At 69.9% G+C, this 24,496-nt stretch carries 20 protein-coding genes and 1 tRNA gene; 14 read left to right on the forward strand and 7 right to left on the reverse strand.

The annotated features are described in order from the left end of the window. Positions 1-2: 2 nt before the first annotated feature. Complete coding sequence (gene lysA / locus M3195_RS05835) at positions 3-1,415, reverse strand: diaminopimelate decarboxylase (RefSeq protein ID WP_251585602.1); 1,413 nt, start codon at positions 1,413-1,415, stop codon at positions 3-5. A 151-nt stretch (positions 1,416-1,566) separates the two neighbouring features. Here lysA and M3195_RS05840 point away from each other — a divergent pair, with 151 nt between their 5' ends. Beyond that, on the forward strand, positions 1,567-2,604 hold the full coding sequence (locus M3195_RS05840) for a YihY/virulence factor BrkB family protein (protein WP_251585603.1): 1,038 nt from the start codon (positions 1,567-1,569) through the stop codon (positions 2,602-2,604). A 26-nt stretch (positions 2,605-2,630) separates the two neighbouring features. On the opposite strand, the gene M3195_RS05845 is transcribed toward M3195_RS05840, so the two are convergent. Further along, positions 2,631-3,485: a DUF2993 domain-containing protein gene (locus M3195_RS05845; protein ID WP_251585604.1), complete on the reverse strand. Its 855-nt coding sequence runs from the start codon at positions 3,483-3,485 to the stop codon at positions 2,631-2,633. A gap of 39 nt (positions 3,486-3,524) precedes the next feature. Continuing rightward, positions 3,525-5,189: an arginine--tRNA ligase gene (gene argS / locus M3195_RS05850; RefSeq protein WP_251585605.1), complete on the reverse strand. Its 1,665-nt coding sequence runs from the start codon at positions 5,187-5,189 to the stop codon at positions 3,525-3,527. A 70-nt stretch (positions 5,190-5,259) separates the two neighbouring features. Here argS and M3195_RS05855 point away from each other — a divergent pair, with 70 nt between their 5' ends. From M3195_RS05855 to M3195_RS05875, 5 genes are all read left to right on the forward strand, one after another. Then, complete coding sequence (locus M3195_RS05855) at positions 5,260-6,066, forward strand: SGNH/GDSL hydrolase family protein (protein ID WP_251585606.1); 807 nt, start codon at positions 5,260-5,262, stop codon at positions 6,064-6,066. A gap of 16 nt (positions 6,067-6,082) precedes the next feature. Then, a tRNA-Arg gene (locus M3195_RS05860) sits at positions 6,083-6,155 on the forward strand. A 220-nt stretch (positions 6,156-6,375) separates the two neighbouring features. Continuing rightward, positions 6,376-7,461: an SDR family oxidoreductase gene (locus M3195_RS05865; protein WP_251585607.1), complete on the forward strand. Its 1,086-nt coding sequence runs from the start codon at positions 6,376-6,378 to the stop codon at positions 7,459-7,461. Beyond that, positions 7,458-8,606, forward strand: a complete 1,149-nt coding sequence (locus tag M3195_RS05870; protein WP_251585608.1) for a zinc-dependent alcohol dehydrogenase — start codon at positions 7,458-7,460, stop codon at positions 8,604-8,606. The genes M3195_RS05865 and M3195_RS05870 overlap by 4 nt, the downstream gene beginning before the upstream one ends. Positions 8,607-8,608: 2 nt before the next feature. After that, positions 8,609-9,172: a hypothetical protein gene (locus tag M3195_RS05875; RefSeq protein ID WP_251585609.1), complete on the forward strand. Its 564-nt coding sequence runs from the start codon at positions 8,609-8,611 to the stop codon at positions 9,170-9,172. A 21-nt stretch (positions 9,173-9,193) separates the two neighbouring features. Here the strand turns inward: M3195_RS05875 and M3195_RS05880 are convergent, their stop codons facing one another. Further along, a complete protein-coding gene (locus M3195_RS05880; protein WP_251585610.1) occupies positions 9,194-10,993 on the reverse strand; it encodes a glycoside hydrolase family 15 protein in 1,800 nt (599 codons plus the stop codon). A gap of 78 nt (positions 10,994-11,071) precedes the next feature. Here M3195_RS05880 and M3195_RS05885 point away from each other — a divergent pair, with 78 nt between their 5' ends. The 8 genes from M3195_RS05885 to M3195_RS05920 all read left to right on the forward strand — a co-directional run bounded on the left by M3195_RS05885 (position 11,072) and on the right by M3195_RS05920 (position 20,686). Continuing rightward, the gene (locus tag M3195_RS05885) at positions 11,072-12,517 is read left to right on the forward strand and encodes a glucose-6-phosphate dehydrogenase (protein WP_251585611.1); all 1,446 of its coding nucleotides are present in this window, start codon (positions 11,072-11,074) and stop codon (positions 12,515-12,517) included. A 56-nt stretch (positions 12,518-12,573) separates the two neighbouring features. After that, positions 12,574-13,974 (forward strand): threonine/serine exporter family protein, encoded by a 1,401-nt coding sequence (locus tag M3195_RS05890; RefSeq protein ID WP_251585612.1) that lies wholly within the window; start codon positions 12,574-12,576, stop codon positions 13,972-13,974. 72 nt (positions 13,975-14,046) lie between these two features. Then, on the forward strand, positions 14,047-14,508 hold the full coding sequence (locus M3195_RS05895; protein WP_251585613.1) for a MarR family winged helix-turn-helix transcriptional regulator: 462 nt from the start codon (positions 14,047-14,049) through the stop codon (positions 14,506-14,508). Positions 14,509-14,557: 49 nt separating this feature from the next. Next, positions 14,558-14,980 (forward strand): organic hydroperoxide resistance protein, encoded by a 423-nt coding sequence (locus M3195_RS05900; RefSeq protein WP_251585614.1) that lies wholly within the window; start codon positions 14,558-14,560, stop codon positions 14,978-14,980. Positions 14,981-15,026: 46 nt separating this feature from the next. Next, positions 15,027-16,004 carry a zinc-binding dehydrogenase gene (locus M3195_RS05905; RefSeq protein WP_251585615.1) on the forward strand — a complete coding sequence of 326 codons (978 nt, stop codon included), beginning with the start codon at positions 15,027-15,029 and terminating at the stop codon, positions 16,002-16,004. Positions 16,005-16,103: 99 nt separating this feature from the next. Then, positions 16,104-18,524 (forward strand): glycosyl hydrolase family 95 catalytic domain-containing protein, encoded by a 2,421-nt coding sequence (locus M3195_RS05910; RefSeq protein ID WP_251585616.1) that lies wholly within the window; start codon positions 16,104-16,106, stop codon positions 18,522-18,524. After that, positions 18,514-19,497, forward strand: coding sequence for an acetylxylan esterase (locus tag M3195_RS05915; RefSeq protein ID WP_251585617.1), 984 nt, complete (start codon positions 18,514-18,516; stop codon positions 19,495-19,497). The genes M3195_RS05910 and M3195_RS05915 overlap by 11 nt, the downstream gene beginning before the upstream one ends. A 22-nt stretch (positions 19,498-19,519) precedes the next feature. Then, positions 19,520-20,686 (forward strand): ROK family transcriptional regulator, encoded by a 1,167-nt coding sequence (locus M3195_RS05920; protein ID WP_251585618.1) that lies wholly within the window; start codon positions 19,520-19,522, stop codon positions 20,684-20,686. Positions 20,687-20,776: 90 nt separating this feature from the next. Here M3195_RS05920 and M3195_RS05925 read toward each other — a convergent pair whose 3' ends face one another. The 3 genes from M3195_RS05925 to M3195_RS05935 all read right to left on the reverse strand — a co-directional run bounded on the left by M3195_RS05925 (position 20,777) and on the right by M3195_RS05935 (position 24,414). Then, entirely contained in the window at positions 20,777-22,405 is a 1,629-nt protein-coding gene (locus M3195_RS05925) for an extracellular solute-binding protein (protein WP_251585619.1), read from the reverse strand. A gap of 63 nt (positions 22,406-22,468) precedes the next feature. Then, complete coding sequence (locus tag M3195_RS17080) at positions 22,469-23,446, reverse strand: carbohydrate ABC transporter permease (RefSeq protein ID WP_251585620.1); 978 nt, start codon at positions 23,444-23,446, stop codon at positions 22,469-22,471. After that, positions 23,443-24,414, reverse strand: coding sequence for an ABC transporter permease (locus tag M3195_RS05935; protein ID WP_251585621.1), 972 nt, complete (start codon positions 24,412-24,414; stop codon positions 23,443-23,445). Before M3195_RS05935 ends, M3195_RS17080 begins: the two co-directional genes overlap by 4 nt. Positions 24,415-24,496: the final 82 nt, after the last annotated feature.

Here is a 24,496-nt window from a genome sequence, read left to right on the forward strand (position 1 = left end):
GCTCACAGACGCTCGGCGTCCGCCGAGGGGATCCCGGCGTCGCGGGACAGGATGTCGGCGATGCTCTCGCCGCGGACGATGACCGTCGACCGTCCGTCGCGCACAGCGACGATCGGCGGGCGCGGCACGTGGTTGTAGTTGCTGGCGAGCGATGCGCAGTACGCGCCCGTGGAGGGCACGGCGAGGAGGTCGCCCGGCGCGACGTCATCCGGCAGGTACTCGTGCTCGACGACGATGTCGCCGGATTCGCAGTGCTTGCCGACCACGCGGCTGAGCTGCGGGGCGCCGATGCCGGAACGAGACGCCAGGCGCGCCGAGAACTGCGCGCCGTAGAGCGCGGGGCGCGCGTTGTCGCTCATCCCGCCGTCGACGCTGAGGTAGCGGCGGACCATGCCGGAGCCGAGCTCGACGTCCTTCGTCGTGCCGACCTCGTAGAGGGTGACGCCCGCGGCCCCGACGATCGCGCGACCGGGCTCGAACGACAGGGCGGGCATGGGGATGCCGCGCGCCGCGCACCCCTCGGCCACAGCCGAGACGATCTCGGCGGCGAGGGTCTCGATGGGTGTCGGGTCGTCGACGCGGGTGTAGGCGATGCCGAAGCCGCCGCCGAGGTTGAGCGAGGGCACCGGCCCGCCCTCGAGCAGCGACGCGTGCAGTTCGAGGACGCGCGAGGCGGACTCGCGGAAACCGGCGACCCCGAAGATCTGCGAGCCGATGTGGCAGTGCAGACCGGCGAAGTCGAGCCCGTCGATTTCGCGGATGCGCGCGACGGCCTCCTCGGCCTCGGCGAGGGGGAACCCGAACTTCTGATCCTCGTGCGCTGTCGCGAGGAACTCGTGCGTCTCGGCGTGCACACCGCTGATGACGCGCACGAGCACGCGCTGCACCGAGTCGGTGCGGGCGACGATCGCCGCCAGCCGCTCGATCTCGATCGCGCTGTCGACGATGATCGTGCCGATCCCGACTTCGACCGCGCGCTCCAGCTCCGCCACCGACTTGTTGTTGCCGTGGAAGCCGAGCGAGGCGGGGGCGACGCCCGCCGCCAGAGCGACCTCTAGCTCCCCTCCCGTGCAGACGTCGATGCAGAGTCCCTCGTCGACCACCCAGCGCGCTACGGAAGTGCAGAGGAAGGCCTTGCCCGCGTAGTACACCTGCGCGGTCGTGCCGTTCTCGCCCGCCGCTCTGTCGAAGGCTGAGCGGAACGCGCGTGCGCGGTCGCGCACCTGGTCTTCGTCGATCACGAGCAGCGGGGTGCCGTAGGTCTGCGCCAGCGACGTCGCGGGGATGCCGGCGAGGGTCAGGACGCCGTCGCCGTCGCGCGCGGCCGACGCCGGCCAGACCGCCGTCGCGAGGTCGTTGACGTCGTCAGGGACGACGAGCCATTCCGGAGCGGGCGAGTCGGCAGGGGAAAGCAAGGATCACCAATCGTGGGGCGGGTCTCGGGCCGGAGCGGGCACGGCGAGTTGACCCCGATTCTAGGGCACCGCCCATGCCGCATCCGTCATGGTGACCCTCCGCGTCAACCCCTTGGGACCCCCGCGCCGCGCCTCGTAGGGTGAGGGCGTGATGAGTTCAGAGACCTCCGCCTCAGACGACGCCCGACCGGGGTTCATCCAGCGCGTGAGCACGGCCACGATCCGGTGGGCGCTCCAGCGCCGGGCCGTGCGGTCGTTTCTGCTCTACTCGGAACGACGGGGTCCGATGCTGGCCGACAGCGTAACCTATCGCGCCCTCTTCAGCGTCTTCGCCGCCGTGCTGCTCGGGTTCTCGATCGCCGCGCTGTGGCTCGCGGGCAACCCCGACGCGTGGCGCGCCATCATCGACGCGGTGCAGTCGGTGGTGCCCGGCCTCATCGGAGAGGGCGGCGTGATCGATCCGTCCGACCTCCGCGAACCCATCTCGCTGTCCGTCGCCGGCATCATCTCGTCCGTCGCTCTGCTGGGGTCGGCACTCGCCGCCGTGGGATCCCTGCGCACGGCGATCCGCGTCATCTCGGGCACCTCGCACGACGACGTCCTGTTCATCTGGGTGATGCTGCGCAACCTGCTGCTCGCCATCGGCGTCGGCGGCCTCTTCGCCGCAGCGGCGGCCGTGACGTTCGTGAGCCGCATCGGCATCTCCTGGATCAGCGGACTCCTCGGGATCGCCGACGACTCCGCAGCCGCGACCTGGAGCATCCGCATCGCATCCCTGCTGATCGTCTTCGCGCTCGACACCGTGCTCATCGCCGGCGTCTTCCGCATCCTCTCCGGAGTGAAGGCCCCGGCGAAGTCGCTCTGGACGGGCGCGATCGTCGGCGGCATCGGGCTCGTCGTTCTGCAGGAGCTCTCCAGCCTGTTCGTAGGCGGCGCGACGAGCAACCCCCTGCTCGCGTCCTTCGCCTCGCTGCTCGCGCTGCTCATCTGGCTCAACCTCTCGACGCAGGTGATCCTGGTCGCGAGCGCCTTCATCGTGGCCTCGGAGGAGGAGCGGCACGATCGGGTGCGCGCTCGCTTCGGCGCGACCACGTTCCCGCAGCGACGCGTGCAGCGGGCCGAGGTCGATGTCGCGATCGCCACGGCCGAACTGCGCAGCGCGCAGGAGGCCGAGCGCGAAGCGCGGTAGCCTGCGGATTCGTCGTCGAGCGCCGATCAGCCCTGCGGGCAGACGCCCTTCTCGAGCAGAGCCGGGTCGGTGGCGATGCCGCCATTCACGTCCACGTCGATGACCGCCTCCGTGCCATCGATCTCGAGACCGGTGATCGTGACTCCTGCCGGGAGCTGATCGGCGATGCAGATGCGCTGAGTCCGCGTGAGGTCGGCGCCGAGCGAACCCAGCGACGAGCCGACCTGGTCGGCGTCGACCTGCAGTCCGCCGACCGAGAGGCCGACGGGAGTCAGCTCCAGGTCACCCTCGGCCGCTCCCGGCGTCACGGTGAGCGAGACCGGGATCGCGACGCCGAGCACGGTCACCGACCCGGAAACGGTCGCGTTCGGCGCGTCGAGGGCCACCGAGTCGACGGGCAGGTCGGTACGCCCGATCAGCGCCGTGAACTGGGACTCGTCGATGCGGATGGTCCCCTCGGCACCGGCGAGGTCGCCGCCGCGCAGCGGGACGCCCGACGCTGTGACGTCTGCCGCGCCCGTGATGCCCTCGAGCGTGACCGAGTCGGTCGACAGGTGCAGGGCGTCGAGGCGCCCGGCGATCAGCTGCGGGAGCAGGATGCCGTCTGCCTCGACGTCGAGCTGCTGGTCGGCGGGGAGGTCGAGCTGGTCGATCACGATGGAGCGCACGACGCCGGGAAGGATGGCGCGGGTGAGCAGCTCGGCCGCGACGACGAGCAGAGCGAGCACGACGACGACGATGACCAGCACCCACGGCCAGCGACGGCGTCGGCGTCGCGGTGCGGAGACCCCGTCCGCGCCGTCCGCTCCGCCGGGGATCACGAGCGTCGGATGCTGCGCGTCGGGGTCCGGGTACGGCAGGGTGCGGTTGTCGTCGCTCATGGATTCATCCTGTCGCATTCGGCGCGGCGCCGAAGAACGTCACATGCGCTCTGGCGCGGAGACGCCGAGCAGCTGAAGGCCGTTGCGGAGCACCTGGCCGGTCGCATCGTTGAGCCAGAGACGCGTGCGGTGCACGCTCTCGATCGGGGCGTCTCCGAGAGGGATCACGCGGCAGTTGTCGTACCAGCGGTGGTAGAGACCGGCCAGTTCCTCGAGATAGCGGGCCACCCGGTGCGGTTCTCGCACCTCGGCGGCGAACGCCACGATGCGGGGGAACTCCTGCAGCGCGCCGAGCAGAGCCGCCTCGGTCTCGTGCGTCAGGGTCTCCGGAGCGAACTCCGAGCGGTCGACGCCGGAGTCGGCCGCATTGCGACCGACGTTGTGGGTGCGCGCATGCGCGTACTGCACGTAGAACACCGGGTTGTCGTTGCTCCGCTTCTGCAGCAGCTCAGGGTCGAGGGCCAGCGGGGAGTCGGCGGGCGAGCGCTCGAGCGAGTAGCGCAGAGCATCCGTGCCGAGCCACTCGCGCAGGTCGTCCATCTCGATGATGTTGCCGGCGCGCTTGCTGAGGCGGGCGCCGCCGATCGAGACGAGCTGGCCGATCAGCACTTCGACGTTCTTCTCGGGGTCCTCCCCCGCTGCGCCGGCGATCGCCTTGAGGCGGTGCACGTAGCCGTGGTGGTCGGCTCCCAGCAGATAGAGCTTGTACTCGAAGCCGCGGTCACCCTTGTTGAGGTAGTACGCCGCGTCCGCGGCGAAGTAGGTGTACTCGCCGTTGGAGCGGCGGATCACGCGATCCTTGTCGTCGCCGAAGTCGGTCGTGCGCACCCAGACGGCGCCGTCCTCATCGAAGACGTGCCCCTGTTCGCGCAGGCGGTCCACCGCGCGGTCCACGAAGCTCAGCCCGCTGTCGTCTTTGGCGTGCAGCACGCGCTCGGAGAACCAGACGTCGAACTCGACGTTGAACTTCGCGAGCGACTCCTTCTGCTCGGCGAGCTGGAACTCGTAGGCGAGCTCGCGCGCCACGAGCACCTGGTCGTCGTCGGGGAGCTCGAGCAGGTCGGGGCGCGCCGCCAGCACGCGCGTGGCGAGGTCGCCGATGTAGCTCCCCGCGTATCCGCCCTCGGGGGCCGGCTCGCCCTTCGCGGCGGCGAGCACGGAGTGCGCGAAACGCTCCATCTGCACGCCTGCGTCGTTGATGTAGTACTCGCGGGCGACCGTCGCGCCCGAGGCCTCGAGCACGCGAGCGATCGCGTCGCCGAGCGCCGCCCAGCGCGTGTGCCCGATGTGAAGAGGGCCGGTCGGGTTCGCGCTGACGAACTCGATGTTGATGCTCTGCCCTGCCGCGGAGTCGTTGGTGCCGTACGCGGACCCGGCGTCGACGATCACCTTCGCCAGCGCGCCTGCGGCGGCGGCACCGAGGCGGATGTTGATGAAGCCGGGGCCGGCGACCTCGGCGCTGTCGACGCCCTCGACGCCGCCGAGTCCGTCGGCGATCTGCTGGGCGAGCTCGCGCGGGTTGGTGCCCAGCTGCTTGGCGAGGCGCATCGCGATGTTGGATGCCCAGTCGCCGTGCTCGCGGTTGCGCGGACGCTCGAAGACGATGTCGGCGGCGGCGACCGGGAGCGGCTCGCCCGGACGTCGTTCCTCGGCGATCGGTGCGAGGACGGCGAGGAGGGCTTGGGCGAGCGTTTCAGGAGTCATAGACCTCCCAGTTTACGGCGCGTCGCAGCGTCGAATTTGCGCTGGCCGGAACGTGATCTACAGTCATGCCATGCAACCCGCCTCCGCCCGTCGCCGCCTGCCCGTCGCAGGGGTCGTCATCGCCGTGATCCTGGCTGCGGTAGCGGTCGCTCTCGGCGTGTGGCGGCCGTGGACGGGAACCCCCTCGACGGAGCCCTCCGGCGCCGCCGCCGCGGGCGACGACGCCGTCGCGATCGCCCCGGCTCCGCTCGCGCTGCCCGAGCACCCGACCGTGCTCGTGTTCGGGGACTCCTGGACGTACGGATCCGCCGCGAACGTCCCCACCGAGGGCTACGCCTACGTGCTCGCCGACCTGCTCGACGGCGAGACCATCGTCAACGGAGTGCGCGGGAGCGGATACCTGAGGCCCGGCATCGACGGACCGGCTTTCGGCGAGCGCATCGCGGCCCTCGATCCCGCGCTCGACCCCGACCTCGTCATCCTGCAGGGGTCGATCAACGATCGTGACCTCGTGCCCGCGGGCTACGCCGAAGCGGTGAACGCGGCGTGGGACGCGATGAGCGCGAAATACCCCGAGGCGACGATCGTCATCCTCGGCCCCGCACCGCACGAGCTGCCGGTCGGCGCCGGGACCGCGCGCATCGACGCCGACCTGTCGGAGTTCGCCGCCGCACGCGGCTGGTGGTACATCTCCCCCGTCGCGCAGAACTGGATCACCGATCAGAACTACCTCTCCGTCATCGACGTCGAAGTCGGGCGCAAGCATCCGTCCACCGACGGGCACCGGTACCTCGCCGAGAAGGTGGCTGCGGCGCTGGCCGAACTCGGCGACGCGCCCGTGACGGAGGCCGGGTCGGAGCCCACCGCCGACGAGTGATATCGTCGTTCGGTACGCCTCCGTAGCTCAGTGGATAGAGCGCCGGTTTCCGGTACCGTAGGTCGCAGGTTCGACTCCTGTCGGGGGCACGGAATCATGCAGAAGACCCCGCACTCGTGGCGGGGTCTTCTGCTTCCCCTGGGCGACGGTCCTCCTTCCGGGATCAACCGTGGACTCGGTCTCCGCTGAATCGCTCACGCCGTATGAGGGTCGCGGATTGTCCCAGGCATCCGCCGATGTGTGAACCCCCTCGGCGCGCGCTCCCCGACCGCGTGGACTGGCGTTTCGCGACGACCTCGAGGAGACGGCATGGGAACGCATTCGCGGAAGCGACGCAGGAACGCGGATCGGCACCCGCGGCGTCCGCTCGCGCAGCAGGTGGTCGTCATCACCGGTGGTGGCCGCGGGATCGGGCGCGCCACCGCGATTCGGCTCGCGAAGGCCGGCGCGTCCGTCGTCGTCCTCGGCCGCGGCGAAGCGCGACTCACCGAGACCGTCGAACTCATCTCCGCGAGCGGCGGAACCGCCCGGCACATCGTGTGCGACGTGTCGGATGCCGCCGCGGTCCAGGCGGCGGCCGATCAGGCCGAGGCCTGGTTCGGACGCATCGACACCTGGGTCAACAACGCCGGAGTGCTGCTCTACGGCCGGTTCGAGGAGACCACTCCCGACGAGTTCCGCCGCATCATGGAGATCGACTACCTGGGTCAGATCCATGGCGCGCAGGCCGCGCTTCCGGCGCTCCGTCGAGCCGGCGGGGGCACGCTGATCAGTGTCTCCTCGGTCGAGGGGCGCACGACGTTGCCGTTGCACAGCGCCTATGCGGCGAGCAAGCGGGCCGTGGACGGCGCGATGCAGGGGCTCCGGCGGGAACGGATCGATCAGCGCGACCCGATCTCGGTGACGGTCGTCCGCCCTGCCGTGATCGACACGCCGCTGTATGCCAGCGCCGCCTCGCATCTGCGCCATCGCCCAGCAGGACCGCCGCCCTTCTACGGGTCGGAGGTGGTGGCGGCGTGCATCGCCTATGCGGCGGAGCATCCCGTCGACGAGATCTACGCGGGCGGAGGCGGTCGGATGCTCGCGCTGGCCCAAACCGTCGCCCCCGGCCTGCTCGATGCGGTGCTCGGACGATGGGGAGTGCGGATGATGCACACCCGCGAGGCGTCCTCTCCGCGACAGGGGAACCTCGCCGTCCCCGATCACCACGACGACCCGGGCGCACTCCCCCGTCGCGGACGGCGCTGGAGCATCTACACCTGGCTCGTGCGGCATCCGCGAGCTCGCCGCCGGATGCTCACCGCTTCCGCCATCACTGCGGCCGCACTGCTCGGGTCCGGAACGGCGCACAGCTCCCCCGCCCCCGATCGCCGCAGCAGAAAGGCAGACCGATGAAAGCCATGACCTACCGCGGACCGTACAAGATCCGCGTCGACGAGAAGCCGGAACCGCGCATCCAGCATCCGAACGACGCGATCGTCCGCGTCACTCGTGCCGCGGTGTGCGGCTCCGATCTCCATCTGTTCCACGGCATGATGCCCGACACCCGTATCGGTCACACTTTCGGCCACGAGATCGTGGGGATCGTCGAGGAGGTGGGATCGTCGGTCGAGACACTGAACCGCGGCGATCGCGTGATGGTGCCGTTCAACATCTACTGCGGTTCGTGCTTCTTCTGCAGCCGCGGCCTCTTCTCGAACTGCCACAACGTCAACCCGAACGCCACGGCCGTGGGCGGCATCTACGGCTACTCGCACACCACCGGCGGATACGACGGCGGTCAGGCCGAGTTCGTGCGCGTCCCGTTCGCCGACGTCGGACCATCGGTCATCCCCGACTGGCTCAGCTCGGAAGACGCCCTCATGCTCACCGACGCGTTCTCGACGGGATACTTCGGCGCGCAGCTCGGCGACATCGCCGCCGGAGACACCGTCGTCGTGTTCGGCGCCGGACCCGTCGGTCTCGCCGCCGCCCGGTCGGCGTGGTTCCTCGGTGCGGGGCGAGTCATCGTTGTCGACCACATCGACTATCGGTTGGAAAAGGCGCGCACTTTCGCCTTCGCCGAGACGATCCACCTGTCGGAGGTCGCCGACGTCGTGCTCGCGCTCAAGAAGGCGACGGGATATCTGGGAGCGGACGTGGTCATCGACGCGGTCGGCGCCGAGTCCGACGGCAGCGTCGTGCAGCACGTCACAGGCGCGAAGCTCAAGATGCAGGGCGGATCTCCGGTCGCGGTGAACTGGGCCATCGACTCGGCACGCAAGGGCGGCACGGTCTCGGTGATCGGCGCGTATGGTCCGCTGGGTTCCGCCGTGCGACTCGGCGACGTCGTCAACAAGGGACTCACCCTGCGCGCGAATCAGGCCCCCGTCAAGCGTCAGTGGCCGCGGCTGCTCGAGCACATCCAGCAGGGTCTCGTCTCGCCGAGCGAACTCCTCACTCACCGTTTCCCCCTCGAGCACATCGCCGAGGCGTATCACGTGTTCTCGTCCAAGCTCGACGACTGCATCAAACCGCTCCTCGTCGTCGGAGAGGAATGATCATGCCCTACGAAGCATCCCGCCCCGTGGCCATCCCGTCCGAGGAGGAGTTGCGCGCGCGCATCCCCGGCTGGGGCGCCGACCTCGCGCCCGAGCACCGCCGCACCTGGCAGGAGCGCGACGATATCGGCGACACCGGCGCGCACTGGACCTTCCCCGACCGGCAGGGCGACGACCCTCGACGAGAGCGCTCGATCGAGCACGGCATCCTGCCGCCGGTCTACGGCACGGCTCAGCCCCTGCACGGACTCGCCGGCGCCATCAGACGTCTCGCTTACGACCGTCTCAGCGAGACCAAGAACACCCGATGGATGCTGCTCGTGCTCGGCGATCGGGTCGATGCCGTTGCGGCCCACCTCCAGTCCTTCGCCTCACGGCATCCGGACGATCCGGTGACGCAGACGGGGGTCACCGCCGAACCCGGGCATCATCCCGTACGCTCGCGGTTCGGCCGCGGACGCCTCGACCTCCGGCATACCTGGATGGATCCGATCCTCGTCGTCGGCCCGTGGGTCGCGGCGGCCGCGCTGACGTTCTCGCTCGTCCGCCGCCTGATCCGACGCTGACCGAGCCTTCGTCCGGCGAGCTCAGCCGCGCGGGCGGTGCTCCTGACGAGCGAGGGCGTCGGCCGCTCGCACGAGCGCGAGATGCGAGAACGCCTGCGGTGTGTTGCCCAACTGGCGCCCGGCGACCGGGTCGTACTCCTCAGACAGCATCCCGACATCGTTCGCGAGCCGGCACAGGCGCTGCATGAGCGCCTCCGCCTCGTCGACGCGTCCGGTGCACGCGTACTGCTCGACGAGCCAGAACGAGCAGGCCAGGAAAGCGCCTTCGGTGCCGGAGAGCCCGTCGACGCCGGTGGTGGTCCGGTAGCGGTGCACGAGTCCGTCATGCATGAGCGTCTGCTCGATGCGCTGCACCGTCGCCAGCATGCGCGAATCGTCGGGGCTGCAGTAACCCACCTGCGGGAGCAGCAGCAGCGAGGCGTCGACCTCGTCGGTCTCGTAGTGCTGCACGAAGTGTCCATCCACGACCCCTCGGGTGTCGATCTCGTCGCGCATGCGGTCGCGCAGCTCGCGCCACCGCACGACGGGGCCGTCGAGCCCGTCCTCCTCGACCGCGCGGACCGCCCGGTCGAACGCGGCCCAGACCATCACCCGCGAGTGCGTGAAGAACCGCGGCTCTCCCCTGATCTCCCACAGCCCCTGATCACGACGTTCGATCTGCTCGGAGGCGAAGCGCAGCAGCTGCCGTTCGAGCGCCCACGAGAACGACGACTCAGGAACGCCGGCGGCGCGCGCCGCCGACAGGGTCACGATGACTTCGCCCACGACGTCCGCCTGGTACTGGGTGGACGCACCGTTGCCGAGACGCACGGGGCGCGACCCCTCGAACCCCGGGAGGTGGTCGAGCTCACGCTCGGTGATGTCACGCTCGCCCGCCGGCCCGTACATGATCTGCAGGTCGCCGGGGTCCCCCGCGACGGCTCGCAGCAGCCAGGTGCGCCAGGCGTCGGCCAGGTGCAGGAACCCGTGATCGACGAGGGCCTCCAGCGTGAGAGCCGCATCGCGCAGCCACACGTAGCGGTAGTCCCAGTTGCGCTCGCCGCCGATCTCCTCGGGGAGTCCCATGGTCGCCGCAGCCGCGATGCCGCCGGTCTCGTGATTCGACAGCGCGCGGAGGATCAGCAGCGACCGAACGACCTCGTCGCGATGCGGGCCGTCGTGAGTGATCTGTTCCGCCCATTCCCGCCACCACTCGACGGTCTCCGCGTGCGCCCGCTCGACGTCGAGCGGCTCGGGCACCTCGCGGTAGGAGGGGAACCAGGTGAGGTGCAGATCGCGCGTCTCGCCCGCCCGCACGGCGACCTCGCCGCGGTGCTCGTGGTCGACCGATGCGAGCGCGGCTCCGCGCACCGCCACCGCGTCCGGCCCCGCCATGGCGACGAGACAGGGAGCCTCCGGCGTCCCGGTCTGGCGCAGCCACGGCATCGCCCTGGCGTAGTCGAACCTCAGGGTCAGGTGCTGTGTGAACGACATCTCCCCCGAGATACCCACCACCCGACGCACCAGATCGGTGCGCACGATCGCGGCGTCCGGCTCGGGGCCGACGGGCATGAAGTCATGCACCTCGGCCACGGCGCCTCCGAGCTGCCAGCGCGTCACGAGGACGAACGTGTCGCCGTCGTAACCGCGGGTGCTGACGGCATCCGCGTCCGTCGGCCGCAGTTCCCAGCGCCCGTGCGTCTCGTCGCCGAGCAGCGCGGCGAAGACCGAGGGCGAGTCGAGCCGGGGCAGACAGAGCCAGTCGATGCTCCCCCTGCTCGAGACGAGGGCAGTCGTCCGACAGTTGCTGAGCAGGGCGTAGTCCTCGATCCGTTCCGGCACGGACCGTAGTGTGTCACGATTCCCGGCCGCGGGGCCACGGGGTGGCGCGGAACACAGCGGATGCATACCCTCGTCGGCATGACCGGTTCGCCATGCACCCTGCTCATCCTCGGCGCGTCGGGTGATCTCACCTCACGCCTGCTCCTGCCTTCCCTCGGGTCCCTCCTCACGCGGGAGCCGGGTCGCACCGTGACCGTGCGCGGGGCCGGCGTCGAGGACTGGGACGCTGCACGCTGGCAGAAGACGGTTCAGGATGCCGTGGGCTCGCCCGTCGATGACGGGACCGTGACCGTCGGGGACTACACCGCTCTGGATGTGACCGATCCGGCGGCGATCGGCGCTCTCGTGAAGACCCTTTCGCCCCGCACCGTGCTGTACTTCGCGCTCCCGCCGGCCGTGACGCGCAGAGCCATCGATGCGCTGCGCGGCGCGGAGCTGCCCGATGACACCGTGCTCGCGATGGAGAAGCCGTTCGGCGACGACGCCGTGAGCGCCAGGTCGCTCAACGAGGCTCTCGTGGCGCTCGTCCCCGAGAACCGCATCTTCCGCGTCGACCATTTCCTCGGACGCTCGATGCTGCTGAACCTGCTCGGCCTGCGCCTCGCGAACCGCATGTGGGATCCGGTGTGGTCGGCGGAGCACATCGACTCGGTGCTCATCCGCTTCGACGAGAGCCTCGCCCTCGAGAACCGGGCAAGGTACTACGACCACGCCGGCGCGATGATCGACATGATCCAGAGCCATCTGCTGCAGGTGCTCGGGCTCATGGCCATGGAGCCGCCGGCGACGCTGGGCGAGCGCGACCTGCGCGACGCGAAGGCCGCCGCGCTGCGTGCGACGCATGTGTGGCGCAACGACCCGGCGAGCGCCTCGTTCCGCGCCAGGTACACCGCGGGACGGGTCGGCGACCGCGACATCCCCTCCTATGCCGACGAAGAGGGCGTTGACCCGTCGCTCGGCACCGAGACGCTCGCCGAGGTCGTCTTCGAGGTCGCGAATGAGCGGTGGGCGGGCGTGCCGTTCGTGCTGCGGTCCGGCAAGGCACTGCCCGCGAAGCGCTCCGAGGTCGTTGTCACGTTCCGGCCCGTGCGGCATCTGCCGGACGGTCTTCGCAACGCACCGCGCGACGGCGGCCGGCTCACCTTCGCCCTCGGCCCCGACCGCATGACCCTGGGCGTGCACGTGACGAGCGGCGACGAGCCGTTCGATCTGCGCGAGGAGGATCTCGTGGCCGAGCTCGGACAGGGCCAGCAGCGGTCGTACGAGGAGGTCCTCGACGAGCTGCTCGACGGCGACGTGACGCTGTCGGTCCGCGACGACGAGGCCGAGGAGTGCTGGCGCATCCTGCAGCCGATCCGTGACGCCTGGCGGGACGGCGCCGTGCCGCTGCAGGAGTACGCGGCGGGGACGGATGGGCCCGAGGGGTGGCCGAGCGCCGACGGGTTCGCCCCGCGCGACGCGACGGCGGCCGCCGGCACCGAGACGGCGGCCGCCGTCACCCCGGCGGACGACACGCTCGCCTGACCCGACGCGCCCGCGCGACGCGCATCGCGCGCATCGCCTCGGGAAGAATGGAGACCATGTCCTCGAACCCGCGCCGACGACTGCTGGCCTCGATGCGCCGGATCCTGCACACCGATCCGTCGGCCGTGGCCTACACCGAGGCCATGCCTGTGATCGACGAGCGCACCGTGCCGCGCGTCCTCGACCTCGCGACCCGCATCGGCGAGTCGATGTTCGCGGTCGGCGCCTCGGCGCACGAGGTCACGCTCGCGATCATCCGCGTGTGCGAGGCATACGGGCTGCGGGGCGTACAGGTCGACGTGACCTACAACTCGATCACCGTCTCGTTCCATCTGAGCGGCGAGGTCTGGCCGGAGACCCTGGTGCGGGTCGTGCGGGTGGCCGCTCCCGACCACGCGAAACTGCAGCGAGTGCAGGCGCTCGTCGCCGACATCGACGACGGTCTCGACCTGGAATCGGCGAGGTCGACGTTCCGCGCCATCCGACGGCTGCCGTTCCGCTACCAGCAGGCGGTCGTCATCGTGGCGCGGGCGATGCTGGCCGTGGGCGTCAGCATCCTGCTCGGCGCATCGCCGCTCATCGTCGGTCTGACCTTCATCGCCGCCCTGTGTGCGGCGATCACGCAGGCGTCACTCGCCCGCATCCGCGTCCCGCTGTTCTTCAGCCAGATCGCCGGAGGCTTCGTCACGACCGTCGTGGCGGTGGGCGTGTCGGCTCTGGGGGCGGCCGGGATCGAGCCGTTCGTCGGCATCCGCCCCTCGATCATCGTCGCCTCGGGCATCGTGCTCATGCTCGCCGGCCTCACGGTCGTCGGCGCCGCGCAGGACGCGATCGACGGGTTCGCGCTCACGGCGGGCGGCCGCATCCTCGACCTGACGATGCAGACGCTGGGCGTGGTGATCGGCATCCTCGTCGGCCTCGAGCTGGGCGGCCTGCTCGGCTTCACGATGGACCTGCCGGACGACCCCGCGCCCTTCGGACCTCTGCCGGCGGTGTTCGCGGGGGCGATCATCATCGCGGTGGCGGTGGCGGTGTTCAACGGCGCCGGCCTGCGGATCATCCTCGTGAGCGCGCTTCTCAGCGCGATCACGATCGCGGGCTACACGCTCGCGACCGCCGGCAACGTGCACCCCGCCGCAGCCAGCGCGGTCGGGGCACTGCTGGCGAGCTTCGTGGGCGTGCTCATCGCCCACAACCTGCATGTCCCATCCGTCGCCGTGACCACGGCGGCGATCGTCCCCCTCGTGCCCGGTGTCGCGGTGTTCCAGGGGCTGCTGGAGATGGTGCACGCCGGCGGCACGACATCCGGGGTGATGGGCGCGGGCGGATCGCTCATCGACGCGGCCGTGATCGGCATCGGGCTCGCGTCCGGCGCATCGCTCGGCCTCTATCTGGGAACGCCCGTGCGGGCCACGTTGAGCAGCGTCACGAAGACGCGCGCGAGGGTGCGCCGCTGATCCTGTTGTGAATCCGATGGGAGTCTCTACGCGAAATAGGTTGTGCACAATTGAGTTGTGTACGGTGGTTCCATGGCCGTGACCGATGAGATGGTGTGCTTCTCGCTCTACTCCGCCGCCCGCGCGACGACGCAGGCGTATCGAGCACTGCTGGCACCGTGGGGTCTCACCTACCCTCAGTACCTCGTGCTCGCGATCCTCTGGCACGAGGGCGAGCAGAGCATCGGCGCGCTGGGAGAGGCGATGCAGCTGGACTCCGGCACGCTGTCGCCCCTCGTCCGTCGACTCGAGCAGGCCGGCTACGTCACTCGCGCCCGCAGCACGCACGACGAGCGCGTCGTGCTCGTGCGCCTCACCGACGCCGGACTCGCGCTCCGCACCGAGGTCGCGCCTGCCCGCGCCACCGTCGCCGAGCTTGCCGGCATGGCGGACGCCGAGCACCGCCAGCACCTCATTGCCGAGCTCCGCGAGCTCACGGCCCTCCTCCAGGGCATGAACGATCGCGAAGACGCACGCGCGGCGGCGCGCGACTGACGCTCGCCGCCAGACCCCCGAGATCCCACAACAGGAAGGAGTCCACACGATGGACGCTCTCTACACCGCCGAGGCACTCGCCACCGGAGCAGGACGCGACGGTCGCGTCGTGACGCAGGAGGGCGCACTCGCCCTCGACCTCGCCGTCCCGAAGGCGATGGGAGGAAGCGGCGCCGGCGCCAACCCCGAGCAGCTGTTCGCCGCGGGCTACGCGGCATGCTTCCACTCCGCGCTGCAGTCCGTCGCCCGCGCGCAGAAGGTCGCCATCGCGGACTCGTCGGTGGGCTCCCGTGTGCACATCGGATCGAACGGGCAGGGCGGATTCGGCCTCGCGGTCGAGCTGGAGGTCGTCATCCCCGGACTCCCCCACGATGAGGCGCAGGCCCTCGCCGATGCCGCCCACCAGGTCTGCCCCTACTCGAACGCCACGCGCGGCAACATCGACGTCGCGATCACCGTCTCGGACGACTGACCCCGTCGACCGCTCCACACCCACCTGTCCCACGAGGAGGAAACCCATGCGCGCACTCATCCACCAGACGTTCGGCGAACCCGAAGACGTCCTCGCCGTCGAGGAGCGACCGATTCCGGACCCCGGTCCGGGGCAGGTGCGACTGCGCATCGTGCTCTCGCCGATCCACAACCACGACCTGTGGACGATCCGCGGCACCTACGGCTTCGTGCCCGACCTCCCCGCGGCCTCGGGCACCGAGGCGCTCGGCGTCGTCGACGCACTGGGCGAGGGCGTCGAGCACCTCACGGTCGGGCAGCGCGTCGCGACCGGCGGCACGTTCGGCGCCTGGGCGGAGTACGTGGTCGCGAACGCCGCCGGACTCATCCCCGTGCCGGATGCCCTGAGCGACGAGAGCGCGTCGCAGCTGGTTTCGATGCCCTTCAGCACCATCAGCCTGCTGCAGTTCCTCGGCGCGAAGGAGGGCGACTGGATCGTGCAGAACGCCGCGAACGGCGCGGTCGGACGGATGCTGGCTCAGCTGGGTGCCGCGCGCGGCGTGAACGTGATCGGCCTCGTCCGCCGCGCGGCCGGCGTCGAGGAGCTACGCGAGCAGGGCATCGAGCGGATCGTGGCGACCGACACGGAGGACTGGCGCGAGGAGGTCGAGCGGATCACCGGTGGAGCGCACATCGCGTTCGGCATCGATTCGGTCGGCGGCTCGTCCGCCGGCGACGTGCTCTCGCTCCTCGGAGAGAGCGGGACGCTGGTGGCTTTCGGCGCCATGCAGTCGCCGGTCATGGAGATCGCCTCCTCCGACGTCATCTTCAAACAGGCGACCGTCAAGGGCTTCTGGGGCAGCAAGGTCATTCAGACGATGGATGCCGAGACCCGCACCGCCCTGTTCGGCGAGCTCATCCGGCGGGTCACCGACGGCACTCTGACCCTCCCCGTGGCCGGCGTCTTCGACGCGGCCGACATCGCCGAGGCCGTCCGCGCGAGCGGCTCCGCCGGGCGCGTGGGCAAGGTGCTGCTGCGCTTCTGAACCCTTGACCCGGTGAGGCGCAGGAGTTACTTGACAGTGGTAATTAATTAGCCCTACGCTGACGGTGCTGCCCGATTCGATCGACCACACCGGAGTGCGATGAGCGACACCCTGCGCCTCACCTGGGACACCCCGGCCTCTCGCTGGGACGAAGCCACTCCCCTCGGCAACGGCCGCATCGGCGCGATGGCCTTCGGCGGCTCCGGGCGCTACCAGCTCAACGACTCCACGGCGTGGTCAGGCACCCCGGACGGGCCGGCTCGCGCGCTCGACGAAGTCATCGCTCGCGGGGCCGGACCCGAGCGCCTGGCCGAGGTGCGCGCCGCCCTCGACGCCGGCGACGTCCGGCTGGCCGAGGATCTCCTCATGGCGTTCGAGGGGCCGTACTCGCAGGAGTTCCTCCCGCTCGCCGATCTCCGAGTCGACGTGCTCGGCGCGGAACCCGTCGCGCCCGCCCGAGTGCTCGACATCGACGAGGCGTGCCTGCTCGAGACGCTGTCCACTTCGCGCGGGCACGTGCGCCGACGCTCATGGGCGTCCGCCCCCGCTCAGGCGCTGCTGATCGAGCTGACGTCCGACGAGGCGTTCGACGTCGACCTGGCGCTGTCGACGCCGCTGCACGGAGGAGGCGTCGGGCAGTCCGGCCCCCTCGCACTCGATGTGGAGCTACCCGTCGACGGCGCACCGCTGCACGAGGTCTCGGTCGAACCCGGGCACCGCTACGCCGACGATGACGCGGATCCCGAGTCCTACGACGCCTTCGCCGCGATCGTCGCGGCCATCGACACAGACGGCGAGATCGACGGCGCCCCCGGGCGCCTCGCCGTGCGCAGAGCCCGTCGACTGCTGATCGCCCTGTCCACATCGTCGCGCGCCGAGTCGTGGTGGGCCGACGCCGACGGGGACTGGCGGACCGCCTCACGCGAGGCGATCCGGGATCGCGCCCGGGAACGAGCGGATGCCGCGGTTCGCCGAGCCGCAGCCGATCTGCTCGCAGAGCACATCGCCGATCGGCGACGTGTCACCCGGGCGCGATTCGCGATCGGCAGTCGACGTGAGGGGACCTGGAGCGTGGATCGCGACGTCCTGCGCGGCGACGATCCCGCCCTACGCGCGACCGTCGCCGCGGAGTACGGCATGTATCTGCTCGCCTCGAGCTCGCGCGCCGGCAGTCCGGCCGCGAACCTGCAAGGCATCTGGAACGCCGAGCTGCGCCCCGCGTGGTCGTCGAACTACACCATCAACATCAACACCGAGATGAACTACTGGGCGGCACCCGTGCTGCACGCCCCCGACGTCTTCGAGCCGCTGCTCGCCCTCGTCGAGCATCTGGCGGCCACGGGAGGCGACGTCGCCCGACGCCTGTACGGTGCCCGCGGATGGGTCGCGCACCACAACAGCGATGTCTGGGGCTGGACCCTCCCCGTCGGCAACGGCCGCGGCGCGGCGAGCTGGGCGATCTGGATGATGGGCGGCGTCTGGCTCACCCACAACCTCTGGGACGCGTACGAGTTCAGCGGTGATCGCGACCTGCTGCGCGCTCGGATCTGGCCGTTGCTGCGCGGCGCGGCGGAGTTCTGCCTCGATTGGCTCGTCGAAGGCGACGACGGGCTGCTGCGCACCGCGCCGTCGACGTCCCCCGAGAACTCCTATGTCGGCGACGACGGTGCCCCCACTCCCCTCGGGCTCACCGCCGCCTGCGACCTGGCACTGATCGGCGCGCTCCTCAGCCGGACCCTCCGCGCGATCGAAGACCTCGGTCTGGACGATGCGCTCGAAGCCGAGATCCGCGACGCGCTCGGCCGCCTCGCCCCCCTTTCTGTCGGCACCGACGGGCGACTGCTCGAATGGGGTGCCGAGGTGCGGGAGCACGAGCCGCTGCACCGCCACCTCTCCCCCGTCGTCGGGCTGTATCCGCTCGACGACATCACCCCCGAGGCGACCCCGGAGCTGTTCGATGCCGCCGTGCGGTTCCTCGACGCCCGCGGACCCGGCGCGATGGGATGGTCCTGGGCGTGGAAGATCGCGCTGCGGGCACGTGCCGGTCAGGGCGACGTCGCGGCATCCCTCCTCGAAGAGGCGCTGACCCCGTTCGACGGAGACTCCTCGCGGCACGGCCCTGTCGACGGCTCCGAATGGGGCGGGCTGCTGCCGAACCTCTTCAGCACGCATCCCCCCTTTCAGATCGACGGCAACCTGGGCTTCCCCGCCGGCATCGCCGAGTTGCTCGTGCAGAGCCACACCGGCGAGGTGCACCTGCTCCCCGCTCTGCCGTCGACCTGGCCCGACGGCGACGTGCAGGGCATCGCCGTCCGCTCAGGGCTCGTGCTCGACCTCACCTGGTCGGACGGACGCGTCACGGCGGCCGCTCTCCGCAACGCCGGCGCCGAGGACCGGACGGCCCGCGTGCGCGTCGGCGACCGATCGATGCCGCTCACCGTCCCGGCGGGAGGGACGACCGCCGTCCCGCTCGCCCCCGCGGCCGATATGGAGCGCACGGAGGACGCGCATGCACGGTGAGATCACGACGCTCGACGCGCCGACCACGCAGACCGAGCCCGACGACTTCGACGCCTTCTGGGCCGACACGATCGCGGAGACCCGAAGCCTGCCCCTCGACGTGACCGTGACCCCGCACCCGACCCGGCTCACGCAGATCGACGTGTACGAGGTGCGCTTCCGCGGGTTCGCCGGCACACCCATCCGCGCGTGGTTGCGCGTGCCGCACGGTGCGGACGCGCCGCTGCCGGGCATGGTGCAGTTCTTCGGCTACGGCAACGGCCGAGGCCATGCCCTGCGCGACCTGCGCTGGGCGGCCGCCGGCTACGCGCACCTCGTCGTCGACGCGCGAGGACAGGGCCACGGCGACACCGACGACGACCATGCGGACGGCGGCCCGTCCGCCGGCGGCTTCCTCACCCGCGGCCTCCGCTCTCCACACGAGTACTACTACCGCCGGGTGTACGCGGATGCGGTGCGCGCCGTGGAGGCGCTGCGCTCCCTCGATCTCGTCGATCCCGCGCGCGTCGGCGTCGTCGGCGCGAGTCAGGGCGGAGGGATCGCGCTGGCGATGGCCGGCCTGGTGCCCGATCTCGCCGTCGCCGTCATCCAGGCGCCCTTCCTCTGCGAGCTCGACCGCGCTGCCACGCTCAGTCGGGAGCACCCGTACTCCCTACTGACGCAGTACCTCGCCGATCGGCGCGGTGACGCAACGACCGCGCTCGACACCCTGCGGTACTTCGACGGCGTCAATCACGCCAAGCGCGCCAACGCTCCGGCTCTGCTGAGCACGGGGATGCTCGACGGCATCGCCCCGCCTGAGACGGTCCTCCCCGCGTTCAGCGCGTACGGGGGCGAGAAGACCGTGGTGCTGTGGCCCTACAACGGCCACGAGGCCGGTGGCGACCTCGACGAGGAGAACGCGCTCGACTTCGCGGCTCAACACCTCGCCGTCGGCGCTCCCCTGCCTGCCGCTGCGGATTCGCTACGATAGCCGACACCGACCGAAGGATCTGATGGATCACGACACCGCCGCGCGCACCACTCTCATCCGCTCGGCGTCCGATGCCGGTTCGCGGGTCTTCGAGACGATCCTCACGCGCAGCCCCATCAGCCGCATCGACATCGCCCGGCAGACGGGCCTCTCCCAGGCCGCCGTGACCAAGGCCGTCGCGCCGCTGGTCGCCGCCGGGCTCGTCGACTCTCCGCCGGCCTCGCATCGAGACGGCACCCCTGGGCGCCCGGTGAGCCCCGTGTCGATCGTCGTCGAATCGATGGTCATGATCGGCGTGAAGGTCAACGTCGACGAGGTCATCGCCGTGGCCACCGACCTCGCCACGACGATCCTCGCGAGCGAGCGTCGCGCACTCCCCGACGACGAGCCGCATACCGTGCTCGACGCCATCGTCGACGTCGTCGCCGCCCTCGAGAGCGAGCTGGGCGACACCGTCTCTGCGATCGCCGGTATCGGCGTCTCGGTGTCCGGCGACGTCGACACCGCGACCGGTATGGTGCGGGAGTCGAACATCATGGGCTGGGCCGATGTGCCCTTCGCCGACCTCCTCGCTCAGAGACTGCCCTGGCCCGTCACCCTCGAGAACGACGTGCACGCCCTCACGATCGGCGAGCACTGGTTCGGGGTGGGCCTCGGCACGGCTTCCTTCGCCATCGTCACGATCGGTCGCGGCATCGGCAGCGGACTGCATCTGAACGGCGAAGTGGTCTGCGGCGCGTTCGGCGTCGCGGGCGAGATCGGACACCTGCCGCTCGCCGACCCCGCTCTCGTGTGCCCGTGCGGCCGACGCGGCTGCGTCGAGGCCGCCGCGTCTACGCCCGCGATCGAGTCGGCCGTCTCGGCGGCGCTCGGTCGCCCCGTCTCGATCGCCGAGGCCGTCGAGCTCGCCCACGCCGGCGAGCCCGAGGCGGATGCGGCGTTCCGCGAGGCCGCCCGCCTGATCGGCACCGCGATCGCCACGCTCGTGAACCTCACCGGCCCCGAAGTGGTCATCATCGGCGGCGAGGGCGTGTCGGACTTCGACCTCTTCGAGAAGACCCTGCGCGACGCCTTCGAGACGCACGCGTTCGGCGCCGCCGTGCGCTGCCGCATCGTCACGCGGCCGCACACCTTCGAGGACTGGGCCCGCGGCGCGGCGGCGGCTGCCATCCAGTCGCTCGTGCGCTGAGTACCCGCTTCCCGACGCTGTCGCCGGCGCCCTGCCCGCACAAGCAGGATGCGCGGGACGGATGATCCGTCCCGCGCATCCGCCGAGCGCTCAGAGCGCGTCGTACAGCTTCTGCTGCAGTTCCAGATAGCGGTCGACACCGAGCCCCGACAGGTCGTCGAGGTACGACTGCCACGCCCCGTCGTCGTCGATGTCGCGCTGGCCGGTCACGAACTCCGCCTGAGCCTGCGTGATGTAGGTCGCGATGTTCGTCTGCAGCTCGGCGATCTCCGCCGAGGTGTCGGGGTCGGGCCACAGCTTGTTGTCGGGGAACAGCAGGTCCTCGTCGGGCGCGTACGGCTCATACAGCTGCGTGGCCTCGAGAAGACGACGCTCGTAGCCGTCGGGAGAGTAGATGTCCTCCGGCACGACCTGCGAGTTGCGGTACTCGAGCGAGTCCCAGTACTGCCCCATCGAGCGCCAGGCCGCGTTCGACGTCTCGTCGTAGGTCAGCGGCTTGAAGGTGGGCTCGAGCTCCGGGTCCAGAGCGACGTCGCCCTCTTCCGCGGGAACCCAGGCCTCGCCCTCGGGTCCCATCGCACCGAGGCGATCGCCTTCATCGGTCACCAGGTAGTCGATGACCTTGATCGCCTTGATGCGCTCCTCCTCGGTCGACTTGTTCGTGAGCGCGAACATGCCGAGCGGGCTGACCTGCGAACGGTAGGTGGCATACTGCGTGCCGTCCGGGCCCTTCACCGGAGGGACGGCGTCGTAGTGCGTGTCGCGGCCGTCGGGCGAGTTCGCCGTGACGATCTCATACGGGTGCAGCACGGCGGCGGCGCCGAGGATCTCGGCATCCGCATTGTCGCCGAGAGCGCGCAGCGCCTCGCCGTTCTGCGTGAAGGAGGCCGTGTCGACCAAGCCCTCGTCCGCGAGCGAGGCGATGTACTGCAGTCCGGCACGCCAGCCGTCGGAGGTCGCCGAGAGCTCGACCTTGCCGTCGTCCATCACCATCGGCGGCGGGCTCGACGGGCTGCCGTACGGCGCGTAGGCGAACGCGTTCATGAAGTAGTTGATGACGGGCTCACCCGACGAGGCGCTGAGCGCGATCTCGTCGGCCTTGCCGTTGCCGTTCGGGTCGTCGTTCTTGAAGGCCCGCAGCACCTCGCGGAGCTCTTCCGTGGTCGTCGGCTGCTCGAGTCCGAGCTTATCGAGCCAGGTGGTGTTCATCCACAGCTTCGAGGGATAGCTGCAGTGGAAGCACTCGGTGAACTGGGTGATCGCGTAGATGTGACCGTCGGGCGCGGTGACCGACTGCTCCCAGTCGGGCTTCTCCTCGAAGCGCTTCTTGAGGTTCGGCGCGTACTCGTCGATGAGGTCCTCGAGCGGCACGAGCACGCCCTGCTGGCCGTACTTGAGCACCTCGCTGCGGGAGAAGGCGTCGACCCACGGCACGAGGAAGTACGCGTCGGGGTAGTCGCCGCTCGCGAGCGAGACCTGGCGCTTCTCGCCCGCGACACTGCCGTCGTAGGTCGTGGTCTGCCAGTCGAAGTCGATGTCGAACTTCTTCTCGAGCAGCTGGGTGAACTCGTTGTCCTCGAGCGAGCCGTTGTCGCCCTGCGGGCCGAACGCGACGAGTGCGCCGTCGTCGTCGCTCGGCGACGTGCAGGCGGCGAGCGCCAGCCCCGTCGCGACGACGGTGACGGCGGCGATCGCGCCCCGTGTGATGCGGTGTGTCATTTCCGGAATCTCCTTTGACCGGTTCCAGGTGCGGGTGTGTGTGGTGGGTTCGAGGGGGTGGCGTCAGCCCTTGACGGCGCCGATCATGATGCCCTTGCTGAAGTACTTGGCGACGAAGGGATAGGCGACGAGCATCGGGATGGTCGCGATGACGACGGTCGAGTACCGCAGCAGGTCGGCGAGCTCGCGCCGCCGCAGCTGTTCGGCGACGTCACCGCCGCCGCCGGCGTCGTTGAGGATGAGCAGGCCGCGCAGCACGAGCTGGAGCGGCTGCAGGTCGGCGTCGCGCAGGTAGAGCAGCGCGTCGAAGTACGAGTTCCACTGCATGATCGCGTACATGAGGGCGATCACGGCGAGCAGAGGTTTGGCGAGCGGCACGACGATCGTCCACAGGATGCGGAGCTCGGACGCTCCGTCGAGCTGCGCGGCTTCGTACACCTCGTCGGGGACGGAGGAGCGGAAGTAGACGATCGCGATGATGACCTGCCAGACGCCGATGGCGTTGGGGAGCAGCATCGACCAGCGCGTGTCCAGCAGCCCGAGGGACTGCACGACGAGGTACATCGGGATCACGCCGCCGGTGAAGAGCATCGTGAAGACGACTCCCCCGGTGATCACCTTGCGGCCGAAGAGCTGAGCGCGGGAGAGCGGGTACGCGATGGCGACCGTGCCCACCACGCTGATGAGCGTGCCGACGACCGTGTAGAAGACGGAGTTGCCGAAGCCGCGCAGGATGGCCGGGTTGCCGAGTGCTTCGGCATAGCCGCGGAAGGTGAAGTCGACGGGCCAGAACAGCACGCGCCCCGACGAGACGGCCTGAGGGCTCGACAGCGAGCTGGCGATGATGTTCAGCAGCGGGAGCAGGACCACGAGCAGGAAGACGGACAGCAGGATGTACGCGGCGACGACGAAAACGCGGTCCGCTCTCGTCTCTTTGACCTTGACGCCGCGCGCGAGCGGGTCGCGCTTCGGCCGGCGCTTCCTGTTCTCGGCGACGACGACCTCCTCGGTGAGGAGCGCTTCGGTGTTGATCGTGGTCACCACAGTCCGTTCCCCGTCACTCGCTTGGACACCGTGTTCACCACGAGCAGCAGCACGAGGCTGATGACGGCGTTGAAGAGTCCGATGGTCGCCCCGAGACTGAAGTTCGCATTGAGGATGCCCGTCTTGTACACGTACGTCGGGATGATCTCGGAGGTGGACAGGTTGAGCGCGTTCTGCAGGAGGAACGCCTTCTCGAACCCGATCGCCATGATGTTGCCCACTCCGAGGATCAGGATGATGGATGCCGTGGGCAGCAGCGCCGGGATGTCGACGTTCCAGATCTTCTGCAGCCGGGAGGCGCCGTCGATCTTCGCCGCCTCGTAGAGCGAGGTGTCGACCGAGGCGAGCGCGGCGAGATAGATGACGGCGGAGTATCCGGTCGTCGTCCAGATGTCGGTGGCGACGTAGATGTGGCGGAAGAAGTCCGCGTCGGCGAGGAGATCGACCTGACCGGCGCCGAAGAAGCTGAAGGTCCGCCCCAGCAGCCCGACGCGTGGCGAGAGCAGCAGGATCGTCATCGACACCACGACCACCGTGGAGATGAAGTACGGCGCGTAGGTGACCAGCTGCACCGTGCGACTGAAGAACTTCAGCCGGACCTCGTTCAGCGCGAGAGCGAGGATGATCGGCAGCGGGAAGCTCGCGATGAGCGTGTAGCCGGCGAGGAGGAACGTGTTGCCGACGAGCCTGGGGAAGACAGGGTTGCGGAACAGGTTCGCGAAGTTGTCGAAACCCACCCAGGGGCTCCCCCAGACGCCGTCGATCGGGTTGTAGTTCTTGAACGCGATGACCGCGTTGGCCATCGGCACGTAGCGGAAGACGATGAACCAGATCACGGGCACGAGGAGCAGCAGGTAGAGCTGCCAGTATCGTCGCAGGCTGCGGCGGAATCGCGCGCGTCTCGAGGTTCGTCGGACGGTCGGGGCGACCGCCGTCGGTGGTGCGTGCTCAGCACTGAGCTTCATGTTCGCCCTCCCGGGGCAGGATTACTTTACGTCGTAATAAAATCACGACCTTGCGCAAATGGCAACGACGATTTTCGCATCG

Source organism: Microbacterium hydrocarbonoxydans (assembly GCF_023715885.1).
Taxonomy (GTDB): domain Bacteria; phylum Actinomycetota; class Actinomycetes; order Actinomycetales; family Microbacteriaceae; genus Microbacterium; species Microbacterium hydrocarbonoxydans_C.